Origin of the sequence: Flavilitoribacter nigricans DSM 23189 = NBRC 102662, assembly GCF_002646595.1 — a bacterium.
GTDB lineage: Bacteria > Bacteroidota > Bacteroidia > Chitinophagales > Saprospiraceae > Flavilitoribacter > Flavilitoribacter nigricans.
This window is the reverse complement of sequence record NZ_PDUD01000037.1, coordinates 15,349-27,566: the sequence shown is the minus strand read 5'-3', so window position 1 is coordinate 27,566 and position 12,218 is coordinate 15,349. Positions and strand designations below refer to the sequence as shown.

General features: G+C 50.6%; 10 protein-coding genes. 6 read left to right on the top strand and 4 right to left on the bottom strand.

Annotation, left to right across the window (positions count from 1 at the left end):
- The first annotated feature begins 41 nt into the window (after positions 1-41).
- The 5 genes from CRP01_RS30435 (at position 42) to CRP01_RS30415 (ending at position 6,515) form a co-directional block, all read left to right on the top strand.
- Positions 42-893 carry an MbnP family protein gene (locus tag CRP01_RS30435; protein ID WP_099153849.1) on the top strand — a complete coding sequence of 284 codons (852 nt, stop codon included), beginning with the start codon at positions 42-44 and terminating at the stop codon, positions 891-893.
- Positions 894-995: 102 nt separating this feature from the next.
- Positions 996-2,054 carry a cytochrome-c peroxidase gene (locus CRP01_RS30430; protein WP_099153848.1) on the top strand — a complete coding sequence of 353 codons (1,059 nt, stop codon included), beginning with the start codon at positions 996-998 and terminating at the stop codon, positions 2,052-2,054.
- Between the two features lie 276 nt (positions 2,055-2,330).
- Positions 2,331-3,185, top strand: coding sequence for a DUF6250 domain-containing protein (locus CRP01_RS30425; RefSeq protein ID WP_099153847.1), 855 nt, complete (start codon positions 2,331-2,333; stop codon positions 3,183-3,185).
- A 56-nt stretch (positions 3,186-3,241) separates the two neighbouring features.
- A complete protein-coding gene (locus tag CRP01_RS30420) occupies positions 3,242-4,183 on the top strand; it encodes a tyrosine-type recombinase/integrase (RefSeq protein ID WP_099153846.1) in 942 nt (313 codons plus the stop codon).
- Positions 4,184-4,364: 181 nt separating this feature from the next.
- Entirely contained in the window at positions 4,365-6,515 is a 2,151-nt protein-coding gene (locus tag CRP01_RS30415) for a hypothetical protein (RefSeq protein WP_099153845.1), read from the top strand.
- A 35-nt stretch (positions 6,516-6,550) separates the two neighbouring features.
- Here CRP01_RS30415 and CRP01_RS30410 read toward each other — a convergent pair whose 3' ends face one another.
- From CRP01_RS30410 to CRP01_RS30395, 4 genes are all read right to left on the bottom strand, one after another.
- Positions 6,551-7,267 (bottom strand): nuclear transport factor 2 family protein, encoded by a 717-nt coding sequence (locus CRP01_RS30410; RefSeq protein ID WP_099153844.1) that lies wholly within the window; start codon positions 7,265-7,267, stop codon positions 6,551-6,553.
- Between the two features lie 238 nt (positions 7,268-7,505).
- Positions 7,506-8,477, bottom strand: coding sequence for a glycoside hydrolase family 43 protein (locus tag CRP01_RS30405; protein ID WP_099153843.1), 972 nt, complete (start codon positions 8,475-8,477; stop codon positions 7,506-7,508).
- A 744-nt stretch (positions 8,478-9,221) separates the two neighbouring features.
- Positions 9,222-9,875, bottom strand: coding sequence for a hypothetical protein (locus CRP01_RS30400; protein ID WP_099153842.1), 654 nt, complete (start codon positions 9,873-9,875; stop codon positions 9,222-9,224).
- 102 nt (positions 9,876-9,977) lie between these two features.
- Positions 9,978-10,322: a hypothetical protein gene (locus CRP01_RS30395; RefSeq protein WP_143473593.1), complete on the bottom strand. Its 345-nt coding sequence runs from the start codon at positions 10,320-10,322 to the stop codon at positions 9,978-9,980.
- 222 nt (positions 10,323-10,544) lie between these two features.
- Between CRP01_RS30395 and CRP01_RS30390 the strand changes: the two genes are divergently transcribed.
- Positions 10,545-11,978 (top strand): hypothetical protein, encoded by a 1,434-nt coding sequence (locus tag CRP01_RS30390; RefSeq protein ID WP_099153840.1) that lies wholly within the window; start codon positions 10,545-10,547, stop codon positions 11,976-11,978.
- Positions 11,979-12,218: the final 240 nt, after the last annotated feature.

The following is a 12,218-nucleotide window of genomic DNA, read 5'->3' as shown; positions in this document are numbered from 1 at the left end:
TATTAAATTTAATTTTTTTTAAACCGTATAATGCAATTAAAATGAATCATCTCAATAAAATCAGTATCCTATTTTTTCTGCTATTGAATCTCTTCTTCACCGCTTGTGAAAAGGATAACCCAACGCCCGGTGAGGACTTTGGAACTTTTGACCTGATCTTTGACAATCGGGTGGGCGATCAGGCAGTCAGTTTGGTGAATGCCGACGCCACCGAGTTTCCTTACACCAATAATATGGGGCAATCATTCAATCTTACCCTTCTGGGTTACTATATTTCCAAAATAGAACTGGCCGGGCCAAACGGTGAATATTTCGCCGATGAAATCAGTACCGGCGCGGATGCCGCTCAGGTAAAAGGATTCTACCACGTGTTGGAAAGTGATCCCAATTCGCAAAATATCCGGTTGGACCGTATTCCTGCCGGTAAATACGATCAGGTTACTTTCACACTCGGCATTGATGCAGAAACGGTCCAGGAAGGAGCTACCGGTGGCGTTTTGGATCCGGCGGAAGGAGCCTGGCTCTGGAACTGGGATGCCGGCTACATCGCATTTGGTATAGAAGGCCGCTCTCCCGCCTCTCCCCGGGAAGCGGATCAATTCAATCCGGAGAACGGCGTACAAATCCATATCGGAGGATGGAAGGATATCGCCGGTAATGCCAATATGGTCAACAATGTAAAACGAATTACGCTTGATTTTCCTTCTGCGGTAAATATAGAGTCCCGGCTCAGTCCCAACGCCCACCTGGAGATGGACCTTTTGAAAGTATTGGACGGCCATGCCAATAACGTGGATTTCAGTACTACCTACGCAGTCCATGCGCCGGCAAAAGGGAAGGTTTTTGCGGATAACCTGGCGGCTGCCTTTTCCGTCGATCATGTCCACCAATAAGCAGTAGATCACCGAGCCGGTCAGCTGCAGATCCGAAGCTTTTACGATAAAATAAGGCAATGCTTCGACGGTCAACTGGCCGGCTCCCCAACGCCCAAAATCATGCACTTTTCAAATCTCTATTCCTTCAGCAATAGCCTGTTTGGTATTGGCTTGCTGGCTCTGTTATTGAGCAGTTGCACCCGGGAAAAGGGCATTGCACCGGTAGCTGTTGCTTACGAATTCGCAGCACCGGCAGAATTCCCCGACCCGATCTATACTTTTAAAAATAATCCCATTACCAAAGAAGGCTTTTTGCTGGGTAAACGGCTGTTCTTTGACCCGATCTTATCGGCGGACCACACCATTTCCTGTGCCTCCTGTCATATCCAGTCGCTGGCATTTGCGGATGTCCCGCTGCACGGTGTTAGTGTTGGGGTCAATGGACTAAGCGGTACCCGAAATGCACCGGCCCTGGCCAATCTGGCCTTTAAACCGGAATTTTTCTGGGACGGTGGGGTTACGCACCTGGATTTTGCGCCCCTGAACGCTATCGAAAGCGAATTCGAAATGGGTTCCTGCATCGAAGATGTGATCGAAAAACTGAATGCACACCCGCAATATCCGTCGCTGTTCAGGCAGGCCTTTACGACCGAGAAAGTCACTACCCCCTATTTATTATATGCTCTGGCTCAATTTATGAACCGGATGATCTCTGATCAATCTCCCTATGATCAGTACCTGGCTGGAACCGCGAAACTGAGCGAACCGGAGATCCGGGGGATGGATCTTTTTCAACAACACTGTGCGTCCTGTCATGACGGTATCCTATTTACCGACTATTCCTACCGTAATAATGGACTCGATTCCCTGGCGATTGATCCCGGCCGGGCGCGTATTTCGGCCTTTGCGGGAGATCATGGAAAATTCCAAGTGCCCAGTCTTCGCAATGTAGGAGTTACCGCACCCTATATGCACGATGCCCGTTTTCGAACGCTCGAAGCGGTACTCGACCATTACAGCGAAGGCGTGGTAGCTTCTCCAACACTCGATATGTCCTTACAGCGGGGAGATCAGTTGGGGATCCAGCTGACCGATTCCGAAAAAGCAGCTATCATCGCTTTTTTGCATACCCTTACCGACAGGGATTTTCTAAATGATCCTTTGTTTAGACGGGAATGACCTTTTTTACCAAAGCCGAGAATGACCCGAAGATCGCTTATACCGATCCTGATTGCTTGTACGGATTCCCGTAAACTCCTCTATTCCCCACCGAAAAATCGGACTTCGAAGTAATCCGAATAAAAGGCTTAATTTAATTGTTGTAAATAAGTGCAAACTGATCCGAATAAAGTTGCGGGACAATGAGGAGATATAAGTGAAGTCATTGCATCTATACTTAAATAAGGCAAACAGTTAGAGGGAAATGGGTTATTTTACCCGGAAAAGCGGCACAGCATGAAAAACAATTTAAAAGCACCTAGGTGGCGGAAACAGTTGTCAGCACCAGTGGATCTTTTGCCGGGAAGTTTACGTTCAGGCCCGACCGCCGCTCCGGTCCTTCGTATTTTTTTTCATTTGATCGGTGCGGGTATTTTGCTGCTGTCACTATCCTGTCATCCGAAAATCCAGCCGGTCGGGGACAGAACCACCATTACCCTCAACGACCAGTTACAACTGGAAGCCGAACTGATCGATACAGATCCTTTTACAACCGATCTAAGCCGATGGAAACCCGAGCTGGAGCCCGGTGGCACGATCGCATTGACCGACGGGAAACTGGAAATAACCGCTGCGGGGGGCTGCACCCTCTGGTTCAAAGAAAAACTGAAACAGCCCCTAATGATCGAATATACCGCTACGGTCATCGACGAGGGTGGACCCCACGACCGGGTATCCGACCTCAATTGTTTTTGGCTGGCCGATGATCCCGAGTCGGGTGAGCTGCTGGCTGATACCAGCCGCACCGGCAAGTTTTCCCAATACGATCGGCTGCGGCTTTACTACGTGGGTTTAGGGGGCCATAATAACACCAAAACGAGATTCCGGCGTTACCGGGGTACCGGAGAGAAACCCCTGCTGCCGGAGCATGACCTTTCCGACCCGAAGTATCTGATTACTCCGAATGCTCCGAATCACATTCGGATCGTGGTTTTTGAGGGCGAGGTCCAGTACTGGCGGAATGATCAGCTGATCTACGACTTTTACGATCCATCGCCTTATGTTTCCGGCTATTTTGGCTTTCGGACAGTTAGAAACCACATGACAGTAGAGGATTTTAAGATTTACAAAATCAATCAGTTACAACCTTAATTCTCATCCGTAAGTTGAAGCCAAATATAAAGAGCCCAAACAAAATTCTAAAGACTATGGAGCTTATCAATTTCAATAATTTTGACCAGGAAGTCACACTAAAAGGCCCGGAACTCGATCTTTTCGTGCAGCTGATCAAGGCCAATGCCGAGCGGATCATTCAGGGTAAAGGCGTCTTGGACAACAGTAAGCAGACGTACTGGAAAAGCATCCGAGTGACCTTTTTTGAATTTCTGGATGGGCTGGACGAGTTGAGCAACCCCAAACTGATCCTGCGACGCTATAAGGAATACCTGCAGCACCAGGAATTGAAGCAGAATACCAAATACAACGCACTCGCAGCCGCCAAGACTTTGTTTAAAGAAATGTACGATCTGGACCTGGTGCCGGTCCGGCTGGACGACCGGGTACGGAATTTCCCACAGCAGTTCGGCAACCGCAAAGCCTATTCCAGAGACGAACTGGACAAGATCTTCTGGGTGATCTCCCACACCGAAGACGCCTACCAACGCAGCCGGATGCAGGCGATCTTTTCGCTATTTGGCTTCAGCGGGCTGCGTTCGCAGGAGGTCTGCAATATCCGGATCGAACACATTGATCTGCATACCGGTGATTTCGAAGTCCTGGCCAAGGGGAACCGCATGGATTTCCGCTCCATGAACGCTCCTACCCTACACGCCGTATCGGAATACCTGCAACTGGACGGTCGGAACAGTGGATTCCTGTTTCTATCCCTGTCCAAAAGGAACATCGGCGGGCCGATCGCTACCAGTACACTGCGCAATTACCTGCGGGACCTGTGTCGCCAGGCCGGGATCAGCCTGAAGGGTCTGCATGCTTTCCGGCGCGGCGTAGCCGATGTCATGGACGAGAACGGCGCCAATCTGCAACAGATCGCCGCCTGGCTCGGTCACGGCGATAATATTGCGACTACGGTGCGGTATTTCCGGCAAAAGGAATTGCGCGACCGGGTCCGGGAGGGCAAAGGTTTTGTGTAAATTGGGATGGTGCGGTGATGTGATCGGATGGAACATGGTCACGTCCTGCCTCGTGCTGCAGATCAATGGTTTGCTCTTTGACGGTGCTTGCCAAACCTAATGAGGAAAAGGCGTATCACCTTTTATTTTTCTTCAGTATTCCGTCCAATCTTACGATCTTCCGGCAAAACGATAGCCTGGTATGAAGACCTTACTGCCTCCCCTTTGTTGGTTTATTATTTTCTCGCTCTGGCTGGGTGCCTGTTCCAAACCCTCCGGGACCGTGGTCATTTACGGTACTGTCGACAATGACCTAAATCAATTACTCACCAAAGCCGGCGTTCCGACGGAAGTGTACGCCGACCTGGAAGCGGCTCTCGCGGAAACGGACTTTCAGGGTACTCTACTGGCTCTCGCCAAAGACTATCCCCACACCAAAACGATTATCCCCAATGACTTCTACGAACGGGCTAAAGCCAAAGAGCTGAAAGTTTACGTAGAATTTCCCGACCGGATCCCCTCCGGCCCTGCCGGAGACATCGGATCGACCCAAAAAGAAAGGCTGGTGGTGAACTCCGATCTTTTCGGCCCTACCCTGCCGCCCGGCCAAATCCTCGATGCCGGCCGTTTTGCCTATACCAATTTTCCGGACCGCCCAGCCCACCTGACCGGCGCTACCGTGGCCGGATTCCGGGAAGCGGTATATGGACTGTCGGACAGCCCGCAGTTTCCTATCCTTTTCGCGGAAGATAATGTCCTCATCGCCACTACTAAGTTGAGCGACTTCCGAAAGAGCCGCTTTTCACCGCTGGGGGCCTGGCAAAAAGCTATTCATGGCATCCTCGCCCAGCTGTCGATAGATCTGAACGAAGATGCTTTCTTTTGGGATCCACTGGTGCAGCCGGCATTTCCCGCCGAAGTCTCCCTGCCCGCAGATGCCTACCAACAAGCGGTGGCGCGGGGTGCCGACTGGTACCGAAAAGGGCGACTGCTCATCCATCCCAGCTGGCGGGATCACTGGCGGCAATACGATACTTTGAATCCGCCACTCGGGCCGCCGATGAACCTCAAATTACCGTCCGGCGACGGCTCGCTCGGCGTCATGGAAGGTCATTACTCCTACATCAACCCCGACGGTAGCCAGCCTTATCGCTACTGGCTACGAGCCGACTGCGTGGCGGAAACTGCGATGACCTTTGCCGTGGCCGGACAAGTCAGCGGCCAGGATCAGTACGCCGGCACCGCCAGCAATCTAATGGACTTTCTCTACGGTAGCGATACTTTTCGGACACCAGCCAGTCGCGATACCACCCGTTCGTCCTACGGGCTCATTGGCTGGGCCGACACCCATCCCCACCGTTACTACGGAGATGATAACGCCCGGGTGATCCTGGGATCCATCCTGGCGGCACATTATCTACAGGAAACCCGCTGGGACCAATCTATCGCCGAAGCCATACTCGCCAATTTTCGGACTGCCGGGAAAAAGGGATTCCGCAGCAATGCGCTCAATGGCGACGACATCGAGCGGAAGAGCTGGCAGGCCCTGATGGACCGGGAACTGGTCAACCCGGCGCCCCATTACGAATCCTGGTTGTGGGCAAACTATCTGTGGCTCTACGATAAGACCGGCCACCCGCCCTTACTGGAAAAAGCCAAGGCGGCGATCAGCGCGACCATGAGCCGCTATCCGGACGGTTGGATCTGGACCAACGGGATCCAGCAGGAACGCGCCCGCATGATCCTGCCCCTGGCCTGGCTCGTCCGGGTGGAAGATACGCCCGAGCACCGGGAGTGGTTACACCGCATCTGCGATGATCTCCTGCAGTGGCAGGTAATTTGCGGTGCGCTGCAGGAAGCGCTCGGCGATAGCAGTAAAGGGAAATACGGTGCGCCGGCCACCAATGCAGCCTACGGACACAGTGAAGCCCCGGTGATCCACTCCAACGGTGATCCCGTTGCGGATATGCTATACACTTCAAATTTTGCATTCTTCGCCCTCAATGAAGCAGCCCACGCTACGGGGCATCCACCCTACCAGGAAGCGGTGGACCGGCTGGCCGACTTTCTGGTCCGGATCCAGAGTCGCTCTACGGGCCGTGCCGACCTCGATGGCTGCTGGTTTCGGGCGTTCGATTACGATCACTGGGAATACTACGGTTCCAATGCCGACCACGGCTGGGGCGCCTGGGGTACCCTTACCGGCTGGACGCAAAGCTTTATCACGACTACCCTGGCCCTGAAACTCCAGGGAACGAGTTACTGGGAAGCGACCGCAGAATCGACAGTGGGACGTACCGTGGAAGATTGCTGGGCGCGGATGCTTCCGGGGTTTGTTTATGAGGGGGAGTAAAGAGAGATCTACAAAATTTTGGAAATTTTGCAGATCTATTGCCCATCCAGGATCAGCACGGTCGGTTTGCCGATCACGCCGGCCTCCGTCATGGACTTTTGCAGGGCGGGATCTGCAAAGAAGTTTTGGAAACTTTCCAGGGAGATCCATTCGCTGATGACGTATGCCGTAGTGGGGTCATCGTGGAGAGTGCCCACTTCGGCATGTAGTTCTCCGGCTGCCATCCGCTGGGGTTTCCCTTCATCAAAGACCGACTTCCACTCGTTAAAGTCCTTGACTTTATGGTAGACGATCACCTTAACGAGCGGAGTGAGCACAGATCTCGCTATTTTCCATTCCCCTTTCTCTTTGATCATCGTATTGGCGTACGCCCCCGCATCGTGGATCCCGATGTCATAAACGACGGTAGCACCAAAAACTTCGTAGGTGCCTCTGGCCACAAAGGCATGTTCGCGATCCGACCAGGTAATGCTCGTTGGCCGCAGCAGCAAGGTAGTATTGTTGTGAATGAATTGCTGATCGAAGTATTCGCCAATCTTATCGGCACCACGGATCTCGCCTTTAATCGGATCGACGCGGACCGCATCTTTCGTGTACATATTTTTCAGTGCCTTAGCATCCTGCAGATTGTAGGCCGCAAGAAATTTGCGGGTGAAGTTCTGGATCTCAAATTCATTCGATGCGGTCTGAGCTTGCAGTTGACCGCCAAAGATGGTGATCAATACCACCATAAGTAGTAATAGATGTTTCATGTTGCTAGATTTTACGGGTATACTGGATGAAAGATCGGTAACTGATCATTGTCAGATGAAGGGAACGCGACGGCCCGGATTTCCGTAAATGCCCCGAGCGATCTTGGCCAATGGCGAGCGCAATAGATTATCCTAAATGAAGATAAATGTTTTAACGGATTTGGTGGATATTTTTTAGTACGTGGCATTGATCTGGGACTGGTAATCAATCGAGATTTGTAAGTACTCAAAGGCCACCTTATTTACGGATCACCTCCAGGGGTACGATCCGCCCGTCCAGCTCCACCGAAATATCGTAAATGCCCTTTTGTTCATTCCATTCCAGTTGCAGTGGAATGATCCGGGTACGACGCGGACTCACCTGTTCCGCACTGTTGTGGACATGGTAGACATAATAAAGCTGCTCATCCGGTCCGGTAAAGACATCGCCGTGGCCGCTACCGTTCTCACCAACAATAGAGCGGTAAATGATCGGACTGCCGGGATGTTTTTCCCAGGGTCCGTAGGGGGAATCAGCCGTTGCGTAACCCACCGCATAGTCGATGTTGCGAAAGTGATTGGCGGAATAGAACAGGTAGTATTTTCCCCGCATCAACAATACCGTCGGACCTTCCAGAATGGGGTCGGAAGGAAAATTGGGGGTAGCTTCCCAGGGCTCTGTCTGGGCAAAGCATTTGCGAAGGGTTTCGGGTTTGATGCGGCCGGTTGTCAGATCGAATTCCGCTACCCACAGGTAATTGCCCCGGTCAAACCGAACGTGGTAGAGATAAAAAGTACCGTCTTCATCCCGGAAAAGGTAGGAGTCGATGTTTTTTTCGGAATCGTCAATGGGCCGGACATCCTGCTGCCGGTAAGGCCCCAGCAATGCGTCCGATTGAGTCAGGACGGTCTGTTCGTTGGCCGTATGGGTAAGGTAGTACTGCCCGTTTTGCCGGAGGATCTGGGGCGCCCAGAAGCCCTGGCTACCGTAGGTGTGATCGCCCCGGCGGAGGATCATGTGTAGGGTATCGGCCGAAGGGGACTTCCAATAGCGCAGATCACGCGATTGCAAAACGGCAAAGCCCAGCGGCTCGCGGTTTTTGGTGCCGGTCAGATAGTAGGTGCCATCCTCCTCAAAAATTGTGGGATCGGCGAAAAAGATCTCTCTTTTAGTCGTGCAGCTACCGCAGATCAGTAGCAGCAGTAGGGCGGTACAGTGGTATTTTTTCATATTGGGTCGGTGCCGGAAATGTCTTTGCGTAAGGGCTCATCCGGGAGCGCCGCCAAGAAAGCATTTATTTGGGAATGCAACGCTATGGAAGGGAGGTTAATTCCGGTGAAGGGCAAATGAGTAGGGAAGATCCCAGATTGATAAAGGCAGAAAGCAAATCATTTTTCACCGAAGCTTTGCTTCAGGGTCGCCGTATGATTTTACATGGCGTACTTACAGCACGCCAAGCCGTAAAATGGTCGCTTTGTTACCTAGATTTTGTGCCTAATGGCACATCCCTTCTAAATCTAACTCCGGATTCTAATGATTTTTGCTAATCAGGGTTAAGGGTTTTCGCAGGGACGAAATTCAGCTAACCCGGCTAAGAATTCGGTAGGCTCAGCGTATCGTAGGTCGCAATAGGATTTTACATGGCGTACTTACAGCACGCTAAGCCGGGAACTACGCACTTGGCTACCTAGATTTTGTGCCCAATGGCACATGGCTTCCAAATCTAAATCCTGATTCTAAGAATTCCTGCCAACCGGGGTTAAGGGTCCTGTAGGGACAGAATGTAGGTAGCGCGTCCAAAAATCGGTAGGTTCAGCGTGCTGTAAGTACGCAATGTGGTTTCTCATGGCGTACCCACAACACGCTTAAGCCAGGAAATGGCCATCCGGTTACCTATACGTTTTCCAAAGACATATTCCTTCCAAATCTAACTCCGGATTCACATCATCCATGTTGATCCGTATAGGCCATACTTTATTCTAATCGGATACAACCGTTTTTCGCATCACCGGGCGCATCGGACAGATGGGCGATCAAGGTTTTTTCCGCTCCGGTCTCCGTTACGATCTTTCCGGTTCCCTGCAGGATCCGGGCATTCGGACTGTCATTGGTCAGGATCGTTCGAATCGTCACGCCAATTGCGGGGATATACAATTCAAAATAGGTACCGGTATACTTCACGTGCATATTGCCATTTTCGCCTTCGTATTCTTCGCCCGTTTCGGTATTTAAATAGCTGAAATAGGCTTCCTTCGAAGTGTGTTGCACCGAAACGGTGCCATCCGGATTTTCCCGGTAGAAATCATTGTTATCAAAAGGCGCATCAAAAGACACGATCTGACCATTACAGGAAAGGAGAAAACCGCCCGACAACCAAATCGGGACGGGATCCGTAAATTCGGCACTCTTGGCTTGGCCACCTTCCGCTTCGGAATTTTGCGTTAGCGCTTTGTTGATCGCTTCAAAAAATATCGTTCGGTTGGCCGGGTCCTTTAGCTGGCTCATCAAATCCTGCAACTCCTCCCGTTGGGTGTCGATATCCGCAACCGATTCTTTTTCACAGGACAGGAAAGCCGTCATGACAAAGAGTAACAAAAATGGTATGAATAAATGTTTAATGGTTTTCATGCTGATAGATTTTGGTATTTGTAAACAGTAATGTACAGTAGGAATAGAACCTCCGGGTAACAAGCCAGAGGAAGATCCGGTAGTCGCTCCGGTTCGTTTGGATTATTGATCGGCAGACTTAAAATCCTGGACGCAATCTCCGTAGTTGTCGTAACCCGCCACCCCCAGCAGCTCATTGAGCTCCAGGATCTCACAGAAGCAGGCCGCAAAATTGCCGGCCGCCGGATCAAGATTTTCTCCGCAAGTGGCAAATAATTTGACGCATTGGCCCAGGTTGTCGAAATCGGGACGTACGGGAAGGATCTCCTTGCAGATCTCCACCGCGTAGGCATTTCCCTCATTTTCCATCGCCATTGACGGGGCGGGAGTAGTGGTTTCCCGGGGGGAAAAAGCGAATGTGACAAGCAGCAAGGCACCGGCCAGCATCGAATAAAGTAATGTTCTCATAAAATGGATTTTTGATGTTATTGATCAGTTTCCCAGTGGACTTTTGTCCGTAAAGAAGTGTTCAATATTACCAGAAATCGCTTTTTATTACAGAGACAATTTTGTTTATTTGTTTTGAACAAATTAAATCAATAACATTATTTTTTAATTTGTAATTAACTGTATTCAAAAGCCAAAACATTATCCCCGCGCACCTGATGGTGTTTCCAAAAATCAATAGGGATGTACAGTAGTAAGTTGCTGAATTTATTGAAGACCCTCTCTGCCGAAGAAATGCGCTGGATGGCCAAATTCGTACGGTCACCTTACCACAATAGCAATAAAGAGGTTATTGCCTTATTCGATCACCTCCGGAAATTCCATCCCAAATGTGATTCCGCCAGCCTATCCCGAGACAGGATCTTTCAGAAGATCTGGCCGCAAACGCCCTACCAGGACCGGCAGTTGCGCCTGCTCATGTTCCGTTTATCCAATTTGATCGAAGCCTTCCTGGTGGCCCAGCAGGTGAAGCAGGACCAGATCCGTTACGACCAGTTGTTGGTCTCCGCCCTGGCCGAGCGCGATCTGTACGATCTGTTTGTCCAAAAAAATCAGGCGCTGACCGAAACCCTGGAGCAGCAGCCCCTCCGGGATGAACGGTACTATGAATTGCTGTGGCAACTGAAATTGCAGTGGACCAGCCATCCCGAAACGGTCCGGCTGCAAATTCCCACGAAGCACCTGCACGAAACCGGCGAACTGCTGGACAGCTTTTACGCTATCGCCAAACTCCGGTACAGTAGTGACCTGCTGAACCGGCAGAATATCTTGCCGGAAAACTACTCTATTTTCTTATTGGAGGAATTGCGAAAACTGGCGCCGGAAAATGCCGCCTTTCAGGATAATAAGGTCGTACTGCTCTACTGCGATCTGCTGCATTTGATCGAACAGCCGCTGAATGAAGCCTACTACCGCCGGTTCGAAGCCAACTTTACGCTCCACCAGGATCTGTTGAAAAGGATTGACCGGGGAGCCATGCTCAGATGTCTGATCAATGCTGCCACCCAGTTGTACATCGCCGGAAAAACCAGCTATCTGAACAATCAATACCAATGGTTTTTAAGCGGACTGGAAGCGGACTTATTCACCGAGAATGGTAGGTTGCCCGAATCAACTTTTTTAAATATCGTAGTTACCGCAACCATCCTGCGGAAGGTAGACTGGACCCGGGATTTCATCGATCAGTACTCGGCATTAATGAGTGCCAACATGCTGAATTTTGCGAAAGCGTACTGGCATTTTTCGCGGCGGGAATTCCAGGAATCCAACACCTTCCTGGCCCGGGTAAAGGAGCAGGACTTTTCCCACCAATTGCGCAAAAAATTACTGTCGGTACGCAATCATTTTGAGATCTTTTGCAATGACTACAGCTACTATTCCCTGTTCCTGGATGAAAGCCGGGCCTTTGAAAAATTTGTCCGGCGAAACGAGCAGTTGACGGAAAGGAGGGCGAAGGCCTATTTGAATTTCCTGACCTGCGTGCGGAAGATCGGCAAGTTGAGATCAGAAAATAAAAGAGTAGAGGAAAAACAGAAAGCCAGGCTCATAGAGGAAATTGCAGGTTTACAACCTCTGGAAGCCCGGCCCTGGTTGCTGGAAAAAATCAATGAAGTTTAGCTTTATCCACCGATGAAATCTTCTGTAATGATAATGTTAGCTCTATTCCGTTTTGCCCCGGAATACCCGGATAAGTAAGCATGGGGAATAAAGTGGTTGCTGTACAAAACATCTAAACTGGGTAACATAGCATCGTGTTTTAAGTTAATCCTTTCAATCCTCTCCCCTTTCGGACATACCGATCCCTTTGGCGCTGCGCGCTTTTGCGGCAGTCCGATCTTATTGGAAGAAAATGAATTG